At 53.6% G+C, this 17,409-nt stretch carries 19 protein-coding genes; 9 read left to right on the forward strand and 10 right to left on the reverse strand.

Annotated elements, in window-relative coordinates:
• Positions 1-35 precede the first annotated feature (35 nt).
• Complete coding sequence (gene cdd / locus AC3WQT_RS17310; RefSeq protein WP_162039640.1) at positions 36-437, reverse strand: cytidine deaminase; 402 nt, start codon at positions 435-437, stop codon at positions 36-38.
• A 42-nt stretch (positions 438-479) separates the two neighbouring features.
• Here cdd and AC3WQT_RS17315 point away from each other — a divergent pair, with 42 nt between their 5' ends.
• Both AC3WQT_RS17315 and AC3WQT_RS17320 read left to right on the forward strand, forming a co-directional pair.
• Positions 480-1,961: a sensor domain-containing diguanylate cyclase gene (locus AC3WQT_RS17315; protein ID WP_492705467.1), complete on the forward strand. Its 1,482-nt coding sequence runs from the start codon at positions 480-482 to the stop codon at positions 1,959-1,961.
• Positions 1,962-2,076: 115 nt separating this feature from the next.
• Positions 2,077-2,718, forward strand: coding sequence for a hypothetical protein (locus AC3WQT_RS17320; protein WP_492705469.1), 642 nt, complete (start codon positions 2,077-2,079; stop codon positions 2,716-2,718).
• Positions 2,719-2,784: 66 nt separating this feature from the next.
• Here the strand turns inward: AC3WQT_RS17320 and AC3WQT_RS17325 are convergent, their stop codons facing one another.
• On the reverse strand, positions 2,785-3,750 hold the full coding sequence (locus AC3WQT_RS17325; protein ID WP_492705471.1) for an MBL fold metallo-hydrolase: 966 nt from the start codon (positions 3,748-3,750) through the stop codon (positions 2,785-2,787).
• A 69-nt stretch (positions 3,751-3,819) separates the two neighbouring features.
• Here AC3WQT_RS17325 and AC3WQT_RS17330 point away from each other — a divergent pair, with 69 nt between their 5' ends.
• Together AC3WQT_RS17330 and AC3WQT_RS17335 are read left to right on the forward strand one after the other, a co-directional pair.
• Positions 3,820-4,725, forward strand: a complete 906-nt coding sequence (locus AC3WQT_RS17330) for a LysR family transcriptional regulator (RefSeq protein ID WP_492705473.1) — start codon at positions 3,820-3,822, stop codon at positions 4,723-4,725.
• Positions 4,726-4,807: 82 nt separating this feature from the next.
• A complete protein-coding gene (locus AC3WQT_RS17335; protein ID WP_492705475.1) occupies positions 4,808-5,278 on the forward strand; it encodes a hypothetical protein in 471 nt (156 codons plus the stop codon).
• A gap of 444 nt (positions 5,279-5,722) precedes the next feature.
• Here AC3WQT_RS17335 and AC3WQT_RS17340 read toward each other — a convergent pair whose 3' ends face one another.
• The 6 genes from AC3WQT_RS17340 to AC3WQT_RS17365 form a co-directional block, all read right to left on the reverse strand.
• Positions 5,723-6,565 carry an isopenicillin N synthase family dioxygenase gene (locus AC3WQT_RS17340; protein WP_492705476.1) on the reverse strand — a complete coding sequence of 281 codons (843 nt, stop codon included), beginning with the start codon at positions 6,563-6,565 and terminating at the stop codon, positions 5,723-5,725.
• Between the two features lie 12 nt (positions 6,566-6,577).
• Complete coding sequence (locus AC3WQT_RS17345) at positions 6,578-7,576, reverse strand: nucleoside hydrolase (protein ID WP_492705478.1); 999 nt, start codon at positions 7,574-7,576, stop codon at positions 6,578-6,580.
• Positions 7,577-7,908: 332 nt separating this feature from the next.
• Positions 7,909-8,880, reverse strand: coding sequence for an ABC transporter permease (locus tag AC3WQT_RS17350; protein WP_492705480.1), 972 nt, complete (start codon positions 8,878-8,880; stop codon positions 7,909-7,911).
• Positions 8,877-9,959, reverse strand: a complete 1,083-nt coding sequence (locus tag AC3WQT_RS17355) for an ABC transporter permease (RefSeq protein WP_492705482.1) — start codon at positions 9,957-9,959, stop codon at positions 8,877-8,879. Before AC3WQT_RS17355 ends, AC3WQT_RS17350 begins: the two co-directional genes overlap by 4 nt.
• A gap of 93 nt (positions 9,960-10,052) precedes the next feature.
• Complete coding sequence (locus AC3WQT_RS17360) at positions 10,053-11,582, reverse strand: ABC transporter ATP-binding protein (RefSeq protein WP_492705484.1); 1,530 nt, start codon at positions 11,580-11,582, stop codon at positions 10,053-10,055.
• A 130-nt stretch (positions 11,583-11,712) separates the two neighbouring features.
• Positions 11,713-12,717 (reverse strand): BMP family lipoprotein, encoded by a 1,005-nt coding sequence (locus tag AC3WQT_RS17365; protein ID WP_492705485.1) that lies wholly within the window; start codon positions 12,715-12,717, stop codon positions 11,713-11,715.
• A 144-nt stretch (positions 12,718-12,861) separates the two neighbouring features.
• Between AC3WQT_RS17365 and AC3WQT_RS17370 the strand changes: the two genes are divergently transcribed.
• Positions 12,862-12,990, forward strand: coding sequence for a hypothetical protein (locus AC3WQT_RS17370; RefSeq protein ID WP_492705487.1), 129 nt, complete (start codon positions 12,862-12,864; stop codon positions 12,988-12,990).
• Positions 12,991-13,017: 27 nt separating this feature from the next.
• Here AC3WQT_RS17370 and rbsK read toward each other — a convergent pair whose 3' ends face one another.
• Positions 13,018-13,947 carry a ribokinase gene (gene rbsK, locus AC3WQT_RS17375; RefSeq protein WP_492705489.1) on the reverse strand — a complete coding sequence of 310 codons (930 nt, stop codon included), beginning with the start codon at positions 13,945-13,947 and terminating at the stop codon, positions 13,018-13,020.
• A 542-nt stretch (positions 13,948-14,489) separates the two neighbouring features.
• Here rbsK and AC3WQT_RS17380 point away from each other — a divergent pair.
• The 4 genes from AC3WQT_RS17380 (at position 14,490) to AC3WQT_RS17395 (ending at position 17,165) form a co-directional block, all read left to right on the forward strand.
• On the forward strand, positions 14,490-15,053 hold the full coding sequence (locus AC3WQT_RS17380; RefSeq protein WP_492705491.1) for a cysteine hydrolase family protein: 564 nt from the start codon (positions 14,490-14,492) through the stop codon (positions 15,051-15,053).
• Between the two features lie 55 nt (positions 15,054-15,108).
• Complete coding sequence (locus AC3WQT_RS17385; protein ID WP_492705492.1) at positions 15,109-16,062, forward strand: GlxA family transcriptional regulator; 954 nt, start codon at positions 15,109-15,111, stop codon at positions 16,060-16,062.
• A gap of 77 nt (positions 16,063-16,139) precedes the next feature.
• On the forward strand, positions 16,140-16,832 hold the full coding sequence (locus AC3WQT_RS17390) for an aspartate/glutamate racemase family protein (protein ID WP_492705494.1): 693 nt from the start codon (positions 16,140-16,142) through the stop codon (positions 16,830-16,832).
• Positions 16,833-16,934: 102 nt separating this feature from the next.
• Positions 16,935-17,165 carry a hypothetical protein gene (locus AC3WQT_RS17395; protein WP_492705496.1) on the forward strand — a complete coding sequence of 77 codons (231 nt, stop codon included), beginning with the start codon at positions 16,935-16,937 and terminating at the stop codon, positions 17,163-17,165.
• 24 nt (positions 17,166-17,189) lie between these two features.
• Here the strand turns inward: AC3WQT_RS17395 and AC3WQT_RS17400 are convergent, their stop codons facing one another.
• Positions 17,190-17,381, reverse strand: coding sequence for a Thivi_2564 family membrane protein (locus AC3WQT_RS17400; RefSeq protein WP_492705498.1), 192 nt, complete (start codon positions 17,379-17,381; stop codon positions 17,190-17,192).
• Positions 17,382-17,409: the final 28 nt, after the last annotated feature.

A 17,409-nucleotide genomic window follows, 5' to 3' on the forward strand; every position in this document is an offset into this window, starting at 1 on the left:
GATGTTGTTGGGATGCTGTGCGGGACGCTGGAAACTTATTCCGGCTTCAGGTAAAACGCATCCGGCAACTGATCACCCGCAGTGGTGGTCTTGACATCACCTTTGAGGTTGGTCAGCAGCACCGGCAATTCTGGCCCGCCCAGTTCTATGATGACCTGACGGCAAGCGCCGCAAGGGGCGATCGGGCCTTCGGTATCACCCGTCACGGCTATGGCAGCAAAGTCGCCAGGGCGGTAGCCGGCAGCAATGGCAGAGAACAGGGCAGTGCGTTCAGCACAGTTGCACAAACCATAAGAGGCATTCTCTACATTGCAACCATGGAAAGTTTTGCCATCCTTGGTCAAAACGGCTGCGCCGACCTTGAATTTGGAGTAGGGCGCATAAGCGGATTCACGGGCTGTATTCGCAGCTTGCAATAGTTCACTTTTGTTAAACATGTTCGTCTTTCGTTGATATAGGCGACATTGTATTATCAAACCATGTCAAATATGGTGAATCAGCTTAATTCCTCCGCTCCCGGCCTTGGCGGGCAGGGCGGACGAACTCATGCTGGCGTCAGGCAAAAACTGCAGGAAATAGCCTGGTTGATCTTGGCAGCCGGTCTCTATTATCTGGCGGCGCGCACCGGCATGCAATTGTTTGCCTTAAAGCCCAGCAATATTACCTTGTTGTGGCTGGCCTCAGGCATAGGCATGGTGATGTGCATGCGGCATGGTTTGCTGGCTTTTCCCTTTATTCTGATTGCCAGTTTTTGTGCAAATTATCCCGGCATGCTGGAAGCCCACAGGGTTTCACCCAAGCTCTACACCCTGATTTCTGCCACGGCAGATGCCATGGCCGGCGTCGTCGCCATGCTCATGATGCGTCTTTCTTTGCCTGATGGCTTACGCAAATCCACTGACCTGTTGCATTTCGGCATCAAGGTCTGTCTGATACCAACCATGCTCAGCAGCCTCATCATCAGCCTGAATATGGCAGTCGGTGGTTACATCCATTGGGATGAGGCAGGCAATTTTTTCCGCATGCTGGTGCTGGCGGACAGCCTGGGTATCTTGCTGATTTATCCACTTTATCAGGCATGGCGCGACGACCACGAATGGCGAAGCAGCGAAGTGCAAAGACTGGTGCTGACTGGCCTGGGCATAGGCGTGCTACTGTACCTGGCGTTTCGCGGTCATCCCGGCTTTATCTATTTTGTGTTGCCCGTGCTGTTGCTGCTGGCTTTTTATATCAGCCTTAACCTGATGACACTGGCGGTGACTGCCAGCATGGTCGCCATCATCGCGATTACCGGGCAACAGCTGGGGCCATTCCAGAGCACAAATCTGGTCGAGGCGAATTTCATGCTGGTCTGTTTTGTCTGCACTACCACGTTCACCATCATGGCTGTGGCCTTGCATAACCGCCAGTTGCTGACCATAGAAGCTGCAAGACAGGAATGGCAAAAAGCGGCTGAGGTCGATGAACTGACCAAACTGGTTAACCGCGCCACCTTTTTACCCATGCTGGCAGAAGAGCACCAGCGTGCCAAGCGCCTGGGGCGCACTTATGCGCTTGCCCTGCTCGATATTGATCACTTCAAGAAAGTCAATGATGTGTATGGTCACCAGGCCGGTGATGAAGTGCTGGCCCACTTTGCCAGCCTGATGCAGTCGAATACCCGTGGCATAGACAAGGCAGCACGCCTGGGTGGTGATGAGTTTGCAGTCCTCTTTCCGGAATCGAATGCCATGGATGCAGCCGCAGCCATGGAAAGGCTGCGCTTGCGCCTGGAAAACAATCCTGTGACAGTTGCAGGCGTAAATATTTATGTCACCAGCAGCATAGGTATTACAGAATACCAGGGTGGTGACGTTACCCCTGACATGGTGCGCACACGGGCTGACCAGTTATTGTATTCAGCCAAACATGCAGGCCGTAACCGCATCATGTTTGATGCCGTGACAGATGAGGCTGCCTGAGCAAACTTTTGTACGGCAATAATGATCTATTTTTGCCATTGCAATTTCTCTCTTCATACACCATAACTAAAGTACAGGATCAAAAGTCCCCCACTATTTACTATGGAGCAATACTATGAGTATCGGCATATCCAGGCAAGATTTGTACGTCCGCACTTACCAGACTGCGCAAACCAAGCCACCCAAAGTGGGCGACAATGCGGCAGAAGACAGCGGTTCGGCCAATACCGACAGTGCCAATGTCAGTCTGGAAGGCAGCAAGAACGACACGGTCGTCTACACTGACCCGCGCCTGAACAAAACGGCGGCACCTGACCTGCAAGCCCTGCTGGAAGAATCCAACCGCAAGGCACAAGATATTATCAACCTCATCAAACCTCTGGTTGAGCAACAGGGGCTGGAATTATCCAAGGTCGTCAGCGGTCAGCAAAAAATATCAGCCAGCCCGGAAGCCATTAAAGCCGCCCAGGCAGCGATTGCAGATGGCGGTGAATTCAGCGTGCAAAAAACTGCCGAACGCATACTCAGTTTTGCCAAGGCTGCGATTGGCGATGACCCAGCCAAGCTGGATAAAATTACTGCTGCAGTAGAAAAAGGTTTTAAAGAAGCGGCGGAAATTCTGGGTGGCAGCCTGCCTGATATCAGCAAGCAAACCCTGGAAGCAATACGTACGGAATTTGCGCGCTGGAAATCCGAAGGCATACCGTCCGGTGATACCGTAACTCTGGCGAAACCGGCAACGCAGAAAGCGGCCTGAATCAAGCCTTATGAAGCATAGAACTGCAGATGCTGCCATGACAGCATCTGCAGTTCTATTGTTCGCTTACTTACCACCCAAATCCTTGTAAGCGGCAGGCACATTCAAACCTGGATGTACCCAGCCAAACAGCGCATAACCCGCATAATCAGGCATGGCAACCTGCTGCACGGTTTGCTCCAGATTCAAGCCCTGTGTAATGGCTGCCTGTACCTGGCTACGTACGGTTTCAAGATAAGCGATTTGCCATTTCAAATCTTCCTTGCCTATGGCAACGCCATGGCCAGGTACGATGCGGGCATCTGCCGGTAAAAAGGCGTCAACACGACGCAGGGTTTCCAGCGTGGCAATCAGGTGGCCGTCCAGCAACCACGGCAGCGCGGGTCTGCCAGCGATGACAGGGTTGCCACTCCACATGACCTTGCTTTGCGGTTCCCACACCCACAAGTCACCGCCGGTCTGGGCAAAGCCAAAGTCCATGATCTCCACCACTTTGCCACCGAGATCCAGCTTCAATGTGCTGCCCGGTGCCACCAATACATCACCAGTGCGCGCCTTGATTTCTTCTATGCCACGGCCAGTGCCAAAGTTCTTGATCATGAAGGCCTTGTCATCATCCAGATGCGCATGGATATAGCTACTGGTCTGGGCATGCTGGATGATCCTGGTGCTGGCAGGCATATACATATTGCCATATGCATGGTCACCGTGCGAACTGGTGTTGACTGCATACAGGATAGGCTTGTGGCCCAGCTTCTGGCTGAGCGCCATCACCTGCGAGTTCAGGCGCTTGTTGAGCATGGTTTCTATCAGCAAGGCACCCTTGCTGCCTACAATCAGGCCGCCACTGGTGGCTGCTGCCCCACCTTTGGCATTGAGTTCTTTGGCGTTATTGGCGTAGTAGGCATAGACGCCATCACCCAGCTTTTCACTGACCATCTCGACCTTGTTGCCATCCCAGATAGGTTCGGCTGCCTGAGCAGTAGTGGCAAACACCAAACCTGTCATGACGGCTAATACTGTGCGTTTCATCTTGTTCTCCTTGAAAGTGTTGATGTATGCAGTGTAGTTACTACATTTATGCAATACAATTAGCTATCAATGACAACTCTATTTGCGAAAATGCAAAGCGTAGAAAACCTCAATGATTTGCGGCTGGTTGCCTGGATAGCCGAGACTGGCTCGCTGGCAGGTGCTGCCCGTCGTCTGGGATTGAATCATGCAACCGTATTCCGCCGCCTGAACCAGCTGGAAGCCGAGACTGGCGTGCGTCTGTTTGAGCGCATTGCAGGCCGCTACCACGCAACAGCGGCAGGCGAAGAACTCATGCTCGCCGGGGCAGAGCTGGACGCGATTGCCACCAGCGCCATGTTGCGGGTAGCGGGCACAGATTTGCGACCCAGCGGCCTGGTGCGCATCTCCACCACCGACAGTCTGGCTTTAACGCTGCTGCCGCCGATATTGGCCTCGTGCCGCCAGCGTTATCCGCAAATCAGGCTGACGCTGGAAGTCGATAACAAGTCTGCCAATCTGTCCAAGCGCGATGCCGATATTGCCGTGCGCCCGACCATAGCGCCGCCAGACTACCTGATAGGCAAGCACATCGCCTCGCTGGAATTTTGCATCTATGCTGCCACGTCTTATCTTGCATTGCATGCAGACTTGCCGCTGGAACAGCATGAATGGATAGCACTCGATGATGCCTACAGCGGTCACCGCAGCCTGCGCTGGCTGGCCAATATCCTGCCACTGGATGAAGTAGGTTACCGCAGCAGCAGCTTTGGCCTGGTCCAGCAAGCTTGCGTGCATGGCATGGGGCTGGCGATCTTGCCTTGCATACTGGGTGATAGCTCAGATGCCTTGCAGCGGGTGGGTGAACCTATACCCGAATGTGCGGCGGCGTTATGGTTGCTGATCCATCCGGATTTGCGTGAGACTACCCGTGTCAAGGCGGTGTTCCAGCTTTTGCATGAAGAGTTGGGGAAAGCAATGCTGCAGTTTGCGTGATTGATATCGCAAACCCCCATGTTAAACTGGCATTTTGCGATATACATTGAATTAGCCGTCCAACAAACTTAAGGGAGAGTCCATGAATCTGTTCGCCGAGCTAATGCCTTTTTTTGCTGCTGCGGGCCTTGCTCTGTTTATTGGCGCGCTGCTAACAGAGGCGATGGTGCTTGTCCCCATGTGGCGATCGTTGCCAGCACAAGAATTTTTTGCATTACATGCGGCGCATGCTCATCGCCTGTACACGTTTTTTGCGCCGCTTACCATGGGCGCAACGCTTCTTGCGGTTGTCGCTGCCATTACTTCTGTCGCCACAAACCGTCCACTCAGTTGGGCATCGGTTGTCGCAGCTGTTCTCGCCTTACTTATTCTTTCCACCTACGGCCTGTATTTTCGGCGAGCTAATGCCAGCTTTGCCGAAGCCAGCATCACATACGAAGCTCTTCCCGCAGAGCTGGCACGCTGGGCCGCGTGGCATTGGTTCCGCACAATAATCGGCCTGATAGCTCTTGCCTCGGCATTGTTGGCATTGCGTGGTGGAACAAACTTTTAGCAAATGAACTGGCTGCCCAAGTTTTCTATTATCAGCTTTGGCATGAGAACTTGGTGAAAGCGATTGTGGTTCGCATAGAGTAGTTTGCGCTTTGTGAATACGCATATCGCTATTTAAACGCACACCCTCAAACCCGTCATGCCGGACTTGATCCGGCATCCAGTGGCGTTGTTGGCATGCTGAAGCAGGCTATTCTTGGTCGGCGAGTAAATTCACTGCTTTGCTGTGTGAACGATAAAACAAGCGGCACGGCTTAACGACGCTGGATGCCAGATCGAGTCTGGCATGACGATTGGGAGGCTATTACTGGCGATGAATATTGCCCTGCGCCGGGCAGCACCTCGAAGAATATCCAGGGACATGTGCAACATAAAAAAGCCCGCAACAGTTTCCTGTTACGGGCTTTTCAATTGTAGAACCTTGCAAAACCAAGCTACAAAAAACTTACTTCTTCACACCCAGCTCACGCAAACGTTCTTGCAGATAACTGCCAGAAGTATGGCGATCCGACAGTACTACGTCAGGACGCGGATGCAGGAACAGCGGCAGCGAGATGCGTGATTTTTTCGCTTCTTCACCGGTCGGATTCAGCACGCGGTGGATAGTCGATGGATAGTAGCCTGCAGAGGCTTCATCCAGCATGTCGCCGATGTTCACGATCAGCATGCCAAAGTCACAGGGCACGTCATGCCATGCATCGTCCTTACCTTGTACCTGCAAACCGGCTTGAGTAGCAGCAGGCAGCAAGGTCAGCAGGTTGATGTCGCCATGGGCTGCAGCGCGTACTGCATCCGGTTCTTCATCGCCACGCAGCGGCGGGTAATGCAAAACGCGCAGCAGGGTCAGGTCGCTGTCGGTGATCATGTCTGACAGAGGCATGGAATACTTGGCCTTGACGTCAGCAGGGGAGTGGTCTTCTACCCATTGCAACAACTCTGCGGCCAGCTTGGCACCATCGTCATAATACTTGCGCGCAGCATCCGACACTTCAGACGGATAACGGCCTGTAGGGTAGATATGATAAAACTCTTTCAGGTCACGCTTGGTCTGGCCCTTGGCTGTCTCGGAAATTTTTGGCGAAAAATAGCCATCCATTTTCTCTGGGTCAAAGTCATACTTGTTCTTCGCATCGGTCTGGAAGAAGTCATACCATTCCTTGTAGATGGTTTCCAGCAGGCTTTGCGACAGCGGGTGATTGGTCAAGACACCAAAGCCGGTGCGGTGCAGGCTTTCAGTGAATTTTTTCGCAGCATCGGGTGCGCGATAATCAACTGGTTCGATAAACATGATGATTCCTCCTTACTGTGCCAGGGGAGCTTGCAACCAGTCAGAAGACAGTGTTGCATCGATCAATTGTTTGCAGGCCTCAGCATCGACTTTCATGCAAACGCGGGTTTCTGGCTTGCTGGCTTCCCAACCCGCCTGTGGATAAGGGATAGGCAGTTTTGCCATCATGGTCTGACCATTGCCTATGCCTTCTTTGGCGACACGCACACGGCCAGAACTGGTCTCAAAAATCTGCGGTGCCACCAACCAGACGAAAGCCAGCACATCATGACCGTAACAGGCATGACCCAGATCCGGGCGTATGCTTTGGTAGAAGTTGGCGTAGAAGTTGACTGCGTGTGACAGGGTATCCATCGCCACATGCTTATGCTGCTCTGCCAGACGTGCAAAGAAAGTCGAAGGCAGGACCACGCGGTGAGTCACGTCCAGACCCACCATGGTCAAATCCCAGCCTGCGGTAAAGACCAGGTCAGCTGCGTCCGGGTCATTCCAGACATTGGCTTCTGCCACTGGCGATACATTGCCTGGTTCATCAACTGTACCCGCCATCAGCACGACTTGCTTCAGCAGTTTTGGCAGTTGTGGTTCCATCTTCAGGGCCAGGCCCAGGTTACCCAGTGGGCCAACCGCGACCAGGGTGATTTCACCCGGATGCTGACGTGCCATCTTGACGATGAATTCCGCCGCGCTTTCTACTTCTGCCTTGCCACCGACTTCAATACGGCTGTTCAGGTTACCCAAACCGTCAGCACCGTGGATGAAGTCAGGCGGCGTACCGGCAGCCTTGGCAAAAGGTACGGGCACACCCTGAGCGACCGGGATATTGCGGCCAGCAATGCGCGTCAGGTACAAGGCGTTGATGGTCGCCTGTTCAACATAAACGTTACCGAAGGTCGTAGTAATGCCGACCATGTCGATATCAGGATGCGCAAGCGCAAAGTACAAGGCCATTGCATCATCGACGCCTGGATCAGTATCAAATATGACTTTATGTTTTGCTGTTGTTGACATGTGGATGCTCTCCAAAATTACACCGGCTGGCCATTGGGCAGAACCCAGTCGCGATGTGAATTGTTGCAGTTGACCCGGTTCAAGGAGGTCGAAATTGTGTTTTGTAGTGTAAGACCTAAGGGCTCACCACAGAAAAAAGCAGGAGAAAAAGCCGAGGAGGTTACAAGATTGTAGGTTGGGCTACGCCTTATCAGCCCAACACTCGGCGGTTCAACTACGTATACGTTTATCAGAGGGTGAGTGTTGGGCTGGTGAACCGTAGCCCAACCTACGCCCTCGCTACTTACTCGCCCCTCTGTGCCTCTGTGGTGAGAGGTCTTATGTTTTTCAAATTACCGTGACTTCACAAACGGCTGACCAATCGCTTTCGGGGCGACGGACTTTGCCATCAAGCCTGCCAGAACGATCACGGTCACGACGTAAGGTATCATTTGTATCAAAGAGCCAGGTACCTTGCCTATGCCAGGGAAGACCACGCCTTCGATCTGGACTTGCAGGGCGGCGAAGAAGCCGAACATCAAACAGCCCAGGGCTGTGTGCAGTGGACGCCAGTTACCGAATACCAGCGCCGTCAGGGCCAGGTAACCATTACCTGCTGACATATCACGCAAAAAGAAGCCGCTTTGTACGATGGACAAATACGCGCCGGAGAATGAGCACAGCACGCCAGCGCACAGCATGGCCATGAAGCGGGTGCGTTCTACATTGATACCCGCCGCATCTGCTGCATGCGGGTTTTCACCGACGGCGCGCAGGCGCAGGCCAAAGCGAGTGTGGTACAAGACCCAGTGGACGACAGGGATCAGGGCAAATGCAAGATACACCAGAGCACTATGACCACCGATGAGTTTGGTATATACCCAGCCTATGAAAGGGATGCCAGCGATAGTGGCTGAGCCCGGCAGCACGATATCAAACAGGCGCGCTTCACCCAGGTCAGGCGTGCGGCCACCTTGCTGGAAGAAATACTGGGCGATAACAAAGGTCAGACCGCTGAGAGCAATATTGATGGCAATACCGGCAACGAGCTGGTTACCCTTTTGTGTGATGCTGACAAAGCCTTGCAGCAGGGCGATGGCGACAGAAATACCAACACCCGCCATGATGCCCAGCCAGGGGTTCTTGGTTACAAAAGCCACGGCAGCAGAGACAAAGGCGGCGGCCAGCATCTTGCCTTCGAGGGCGAGGTCAACTACACCACTGCGTTCTGCAAACAGACCAGCCATGGCAGCAAACATCAATACTGGTGCATTGCGTATGGTCGATACCAGGATGCTGGAAAATTGAAAATCATCAAACATCATTTTTCCTTACGCTTGAGCAGGGCAGACAGGGCAGGTGCATACAGATTTTCCATGGCACCGCAGAACAGGATGATCAAACCCTGGATAAAGATAAAGGTCTCAGGCGGGATATTGGCTTTTTCCAGCGACAGATCAAAGCCACCCTGTATCAATGCGCCAAACAGGATGGACGACAGCAAGATACCCACCGGATGCTGACGCCCCATCAGGGCAATTGCGATACCGATAAAACCGGCACCGGCAGGGAAGTTCAGGTTCAGATAGTGGGTAGAACCCATGACAGAATTGACTGCCGCCAGGCCAGCCAGCGCACCGGATATCATCATCGTCACAATAATGGTTTTGCTGATGGAGATGCCTGCGTAATGCGCCGCATGCTGGTTCAAACCAGTAGCGCGCAACTGGTAACCCCAGGTCGTGCGCCAGACGACCACACCATAAATCACCAGTGCCACCAGCGCCAGCACGAAGCTGATGTTCAGCGGTGTTTCACCCAGCACAGGCAAAATGCCATTCAGCTTGGGCAGCCATGAGGCATCGGCAAACACGCGGCTGGCAGTGTTTTGCTGGCCAGCAGGGATGAGGAAGCTGACGATCACATAATTCATCAAACTGGCAGCGATGAAGTTGAACATGATGGTCGTCACTACGACATGGCTGCCGCGTTTGGCTTGCAAGTAACCCGGCAAAAAAGCCCAGGCCGCGCCAAATACAGCCGCGCCCAGCATCGCCAAAGGTATCAGCATCCAGCCTGGCAGGGACGAATCCAGCCACAGCAAGACCAGGGTCAGACCCAGGCCACCGACATACATCTGGCCTTCACTGCCGATATTGAACAAACCGGCCTGCATGGCTACTGACACTGACAAGCCAGTAAAGATAAAGGTCGCTGCATAAAACAGGGTGTAACCCAGGCCTTCAGGGTTCAGCACTGCGGCGTTGATGAGGATGCTCAGGGATTCTATCGGGCTTTCGCCCAGCAGATAAATCACACCCGCCGCGACCAGTAAGGCGGAGAACAGGTTTAACAGCGGCAGGGCAAATGCGGTGGCCCAGCGTGGGAGGTCGGCTTGATTCATCTTGGTTTGGTCGCTTGTCTGTGCTTGTCTGTATTTGCTTGTTCTTGCAATAATCTAATTACGGCTCAATGGGGGAATGCACATCAATGCATATCAATGAGTATGTATGCCACCCATGAGGCAACCTATCTCGGTCGCATCAAATTCTTCTGCCTTCAATTCACCCGTGATGGCACCACCGGAGATGACCAGGATGCGGTCAGCCAGGGCGCGTACTTCTTCCAGTTCTACCGATACCAGCAAAATAGCAATACCGGCATCACGCATTGCCAGCAGGCGGGTATGCAGGCTTTCTATCGTGCCTATATCAACACCACGGGTAGGCTGGCCGACGAGCATCAGTTTTGGATTCGCTGCAATCTCGCGCGCCATCACCACTTTTTGCTGGTTACCGCCAGACAGCAGGGCGATACGCAGATGCGGGTCTGCCGGGCGCACATCAAACTTGGCCAGCAAGTCTGTACAATTTTTCAAAATGCTTTTGTAATCGAGCAAACCAAAGGATTTGCCCAGCTTTTTCTGGTAACCCAAAAAACTGTTCATCATCACCGAGAAATTCTTGATGACGGCATCACGCAAGCGGTCTTCTGGCACATGGGCTATGCCCAGATCACGGAAAGTGGCAGGCAAACCGTCGGCATCCTTGCGGCCAGCAAAGGGCAAGTCCTTGCCCTGCATTTGCAGCTTGCCACTGGTGGGCAGGCGCATGCCGCTTAAAATTTCCAGCAATTCACTCTGGCCATTGCCAGAAACACCGGCAATCGCGACGATTTCACCAGCGCGGATATTGAAACTGACGTTCTTCAACAGGCTGACTTTTTGCGAATTCACCAGGTTCAGGTCCTTGACCTCCAGCACCGTCTCGCCCGGCGCATAGGCAGCACGTGGCAAGTGGGTGACGATGGGGCGACCCACCATCATCTCGGCCAACTGGGTGGTCGTGGTATTTGCCGTGGCGACAGAACCAATGACGGTGCCTGCACGCATGACCGTGACCTGGTCAGTGATTTCTAAAATTTCTTGCAGCTTGTGGGTGATCAGGATAATGGTCTTGCCCTGTTCCTTGAACAGGCGCAGCACTTCAAACAGCGAAGCGGCCTCTTGCACCGTCAAGACGGCGGTCGGCTCATCAAGGATCAGGATATTGGCGCTGCGGTAAATCTGCTTGAGGATTTCCACCCTTTGCTGCACGCCGACAGACAAGTCCTGTATCGTCGCCAGTGGGTCTACATCGAGCGAATAGCGTTTGCAGATTTCGCGCAACTTGGCTTCGACTTCATGGCGTTTGGGTTTCAGGCGAAAGCCACCTTCCGTGCCCAGCATGACATTGTCGAGCACCGTCATGTTCTCGACCAGCATGAAATGCTGGTGCACCATGCCTATACCCAGGTTGATGGCTTCCTGGCTGTTGCGGATATGCTGTTCTGCGCCATTGATGAGCAGCTTGCCGCTGTCGGCGCGGTAATAGCCATACAGTATGCTCATCAGCGTGGACTTGCCTGCGCCGTTTTCACCAATCACGCCATGGATGGAACCCGGCGCAATGGAAAAGCTCACATCACGGTTGGCCTGTACCGCGCCAAAACGTTTGGAGATCTGCTGAAATTCGACTGCTGGCTGCATACTTGAGTGTTTCTTTAAATGGCGGTGTGCAAGGGCTTAAACATCAATCAGGGCGCATCGTATCCATGTCAGACACTTGCGCCCTGGATAAAAAAAATCCAAAACAAATCTGGTCAATGACTACCCGGCATCAGACCGGGCACTTGTTGCCTTCGCGGAAATCAACAACCTTGACCTTGCCGCTGATGATGTCTTGCTTGGCTGCGTTGACGCGTTTTTCCATGTCAGCGCTGACGACAGCGCGGTTATCCTTGTCCAGTGCCCAATCGACGCCGCCTTCTTTCAGGCCCTTGTATTGGGTGCCGCCTTTCCAGTTGCCATTTTTTAACTGCATGAAGCTGTCATAAATGGCCTGGTCTACGCGCTTGACCATGGAAGTCAGCATGCTGCCTGGGTGCATATAGTTCTGGTTGGAATCAACACCTATGCCCAGCTTGCCTTTTTCCTTGACGGCTTGCAAAGTGCCCATCCCGCTACCACCGGCTGCTGCAAAAATCACATCAACGCCGCGTTCAAACTGGGCGCGTGCCAGCTCGCCACCTTTGGCTGGGTCATTCCAGGCCGCAGTGGTGGTGCCGACCATGTTTTGTACGACATCAATCTTGGCTTCGGTGGCTTTGGCACCTTGCGTATAACCGCAGGCAAAGTTGCGTATCAGCGGGATATCCATGCCGCCTACAAAACCGACTTTTTTGGATTTGCTGGCAATCGCTGCTGCCACGCCCACCAGGTAAGAACCTTCCTGTTCCTTGAACAGGACAGAGCTGACGTTGTCGCCAGTAGCAATACCGTCGATCAGGACGAACTTGGTTTTTGGGAATTCCTTGGCAATATTCTGTACTGCCTGCGCCTGGGCAAAGCCTATGGCGGCGATCAGGTCTACATTCTTGCGGGCCAGATTACGCAAGACTTGCTCAGTCTGGGTGTCGCTGGCGACCTGCACTTCGATGTAGTTGAGTTTGGTTTCTTTCTTGAAACGCTCTGCGCCTTCGGATGCTGACTGGTTGAAGGACTTGTCAAACTTGCCGCCTGCGTCATAGATTACTGCAAATTTAAGGTCTGCAGCATAAGCACTGGCCGCGCCGCCGACAGCCATCAGGGTCGCCAGGGACAGGCAGATTTGCTTGAGTTTCATGAAATTTCCTTCATCAGATGTCGTTGTGCTGTTGTGCTCACAAAGAGCATGCAGCGCCCAAATAAAAAACCATGTTTCTTTTGCTGCCACAGCCTGACCCGGATACAAATCAAAGCCAGACTTGAAAGCCTGTGCAAGCCTAACATGGTGCAGACATTTCGTTTCAGCCACGCGGGCGAAATTTTATCAAAAACAGTGTTCGTGCTGGTGGCCGGGCATGATTTGCTGCCTGCGCCCAATTTTGGTGCCATTTTTGACGGCACCTGGTCGTAATTCGTATTTTTTTAGCCTCTTAGCTTATCAAGCGGCCTTCCTGACCGCCATGAAGTCCAGCACTTGCTGGCGCTGCGGTATGGATGTCTGTGCACCCAGTTTGGTGACAGTCAGCGCTGCCGTGTATTGCGCTTCACGGCTGGCATCGATCACGCTCAGGCCATTTGCCAGACCAACCGCAAAAGCGCCTACAAAGGTGTCGCCTGCAGCGGTGGTGTCTACCACATCAACCTTGACTGCCGGGATGAACTGGCTGCCAGTGCTCTCAGTGATCAGGGCACCATGCTCACCCATGGTCAGCAAGACTGTGCCTGTGCCGCGTTGCAAGATTTGTTCCGATGCGGTTTTGGCACTGGCCTGGTCTGTCACAGTGATGCCACTCAGTTGTGAAGCTTCAGTTTCATTCAAAATAAGGTAATCGACCTGGGCCAGCAAGGCATCTGTCAGGTCTTGTGCCGGGGCCGGGTTCAAAATCACTTTGACACCCTGGGCGCGGGCGATTTCTATTGCGCGGGTGACCGTGGCCAGTGGGGTTTCAAGCTGGCAAACCAGCAATTGTGCGCCAGCGATGACGGCGGTAGCAGCTTCGACCTGCGCTGCCGTCAGTGTGGCATTGGCACCTGCTGCCAGGACGATGCTATTGTCGCCGCCATCTTCTACCAGAATGCCAGCCACGCCTGTAGCAACGCCAGCTACGCGTGCCAGGTGGGTCAGGTCCATGCCCTCGGCAGCCAGGCAATCATGCGAAAAACTGCCAAAACCATCATCGCCCACCGCACCGATAAAGCTGACCTGCGCACCCTGGCGGGCAGCGGCGACGGCCTGATTGGCCCCTTTGCCACCGGGAATCTGACAAAATTCATGACCATGCAGGGTCTCACCCACAGCCGGCATGCGCGGCGTGCGAAAAACCAGATCCATATTGACGCTGCCGACTACAGTAATGCGTGGCTTCATGATGCTTATTCTCGGTAAAAAGTTGTCGCGCAATCGTTTGCGCAATCGATTTCGTATTTAACTATGGAGCCTGTTTAACGTCAAGCGCAATCTGATTTTTTGGTCAAAATTTGTGCAAAATCGCGGCGGGCAGGCAACCATAGTATGAATATTGTTTTAAGTCTGTTTTATTGGCATCTTCAGAGTGAGAATTTGCTGCATTGCACCAGATTGACCAATCATTAAAAATTGTCATGCTGGCTATAAATGGCACGCAAACGGGACACAAATAAGGCGCAAATATGCTAAAGCGCGCTGATTGTGGGGCTGTCCCTTGGGCTTGTCAAATGAAGCATGAGATTCAGGGATGCCTGAATTGCTGGAGTACTATCCAAAGCCAGGGGTTTTGCTCACTGGATACCCAGGCACCCATACTGAATGCGAGCTCAAGGGTAGTCGGGCATGATGTCCGTATCCGTCCTATATTGAGCCGGAAACAGCAGTGTTTGCCACATCCACCAATGATTAAATACCGACTTCACTATAAATGAAGGAGGTAAAATATGTCCCAGGTGCTGTTGGTGATCGATGTGCAGGAATCATTTCGTCATACCCTCAACTGGTCAGAGGATGAGCTGCCCTTTTATCTGCAGGCGCAAAATCGCCTGATTGCGGGGGCGCGCCTCGCTGGTGTGCCGGTCATACGCATTTTTCATGTGGAAGGTGATGCCCATTTTTCACTGGCCTCTGGCCTGGTGCGCTGCATGGAGGGGAGTGATCCTTATGCAGACCTGACGATAGAGAAGCATGTCAACAGCGCGCTGATGGAACCAGCATTGCGCGAATGGCTGGCAGAGCAGGGTATCCGTCGCCTGATCATCTCAGGCATGCGCATGGAACGCTGCTGTGAAACCACGGCCCGGCATGGTTGCGATCTGGGTTTTGAAATTGATTTCGTCACCGAGGCCAGCTATACCACGGCACACCGGCATACTGGTGGCAGGCTGTATTCCGCCAGTGAAATCAGGGAAAGGACTGAGCTGGTACTACATCAGCGCTTTGCCCGCATACGCACAGTTGATGAAGTGCTGGCAGGTTTTGAAGCGGCGCAGCTTGCATCAAGCTGATGAGATGATAGTCAATTGGCATGGAACATACATAAACCTTAAAGATGTCTGCCGCATGAACAAAACAGCTACTACCTCCATCCCCGTCTACTTCCTGCTTTTGCCCGGCTTTGTACTGATGGAATTTGCCGGGCCAGCCGAAGCCTTGCGGCTGGCGAATCGCTTCCGTCTCAGTTTTGATCTGCACTTCGTCGGCCCTGAATCCGCGCCCTGCAATTCCCTGGGCATGTCCACGCCTGGCCTGGCTGCATTGCCCGCTGAATTGCCAGACGGTGCATGGCTTGTGATACCAGGCTTGTCTGATGCGGACAGGAACCTGCAAACCCCGGCAGCCGTTGCCGCCATGCGCTGGTTGCGCGAGGTGCTGCATCCCGGAGTCATGCTGGTGACTATCTGCTCAGCCGCCTTGCTGGCCGGGCGTGCCGGTTTGTTTGATGGCCGGACATGCACAACGCATCACAGCCTGGTAGCGGGTCTGTGCTCAGTTGCACCTGCAGCCATCGTCGCAGAGAACCGGGTTTTCGTCATTGATGGCAATGTCGCCAGTTCTGCCGGTGTCACCACGGGTGTAGACCTGGTGCTGGAATTGGTCAGCCAGAGTGCCGGCCCCAGGCTGGCGCTGGATGTAGCGCGTGAAATGGTGGTATGGATGCGCCGTGACGCCGCCTCGCCTCAATTGTCACCTTATCTGTCGCACCGCAATCATTTGCATCCTGCCATACACCGCGTGCAGGACGCCATTGCTGCAGACCCGGCGCAAGCCTGGCCCATGCAGGAACTGGCGCGCATTGCCTGCCTCAGCGAACGTCATCTGGCCCGCTTGTTTAAAAACCATGTCGGCATCAGCCCGCTGGATTACAGGCAGCAAATGCAATTGTCACAGGTCGAACCACTGCTGGCGCAAGCTAATCGCTCCATGGAACAGATCGCCGACATCGCCGGTTTTGGTTCCGCCCGCGACATGCGCCGCGTCTGGCTAAAGCACAAGGGAACGGCTTTGCGGGCATGAAAGAAAGCATCTGTCCAGGCTTGCAAAAACCTGGTTCCGGCACTATGTGATTCATGATCAACACAGGAGACATCAGCATGAGCTTGCACATAGGAATAGTCGGTTGCTCCGCCGCCGGGGCGGCGCTTTGTTACCGTACCATCTGTGAAGAAGGGGCTGCCTTGATGGGGCCGCACGCCCATCCAGAAGTCAGCATGCATACGCCCTCGCTGGCTTTGTATGTGGATTGTCTTGAACGTGGCAACAGGCAAGGTGTGGCCGAGCTCATGCTGGCTTCAGCACGCAAACTGGCGGGGGCGGGGGCAGATTTTTTGATATGTCCTGACAACACCATTCACCTGGCCTTTGATCTGGTGCAGGCTGCTTCACCTTTGCCCTGGTTACACATCGCCGAAGAAGTCGCGGCCACAGCGGTGCACCGTGGTTATCGCCGTGTGGGTATCACAGGCACAAACTGGCTCATGGGCAGTGAGGTTTATCCAGCCGTTTTGCGTGACAAGGGCCTGGATTTTGCATTGCCAAATGCAAAAGACCGGGTGCGTTTGAACAGCATCATCATGGATGAACTGGTGTGCGGCATCATCAAGCCAGAGAGTGTGCGCGAATTTCTCGCCATCATAGACAGGCTCAAAGACGATGGCTGCGATGCAGTGATACTAGGTTGCACAGAGCTACCCTTGATCGTCAATGACGACAATTCCAGTCTGCCGACACTGGACTCTACCCGCTTGCTGGCGCGGGCAGCGTTGCGAAAGGCAATTGCCAGATAGCGGGAAGCAAGACGGCGCTTGCCCAGCAAGCACGCAAGCTCTCAACTGCCGTTTGCCTGGCACTGTTAGAATCGCAGTCCCACGACTTGCATCAACAAATTCATGAGCAACGATACAGGTAATAAATTTCTATCTTTATGCCGGGCAGCCTATAAGCGCCAAGGCATGCGCATACTCTGCGCCGCTGCCATGATCGCGGCGGCTGCCTCTTACCGCAGCAAGCAGTTTGATGTGGATATCATGTTCAAATTGCTGGCGGTCACTGTGGGCTTTTTTCTGGTGGCAGTAGCGATTGAATGGCAGCGCGCTCGTGTCGCAGAAAAAAAAGAATAAGCAGAGCAGGGCGATTGATGAATTCTACCAGCGTAACTGTGGCATATGTATGCCAGGCAAGATACCAAATGCAGACAGTACAATCACGATCAGCAAGACGATGAACAACACGCGCACTACTTGTGCCACCGGAGCAGGCAAGGGCAGAAAACCTACCAGCCACCACACCAGGCCGAACACGACAAGGTAGATAATAAGATTGATGAGCTGAACCATGATTTACCTTTAAAAAAGACGATGAGGT

The organism is Undibacterium sp. FW305-107 (genome assembly GCF_058788535.1).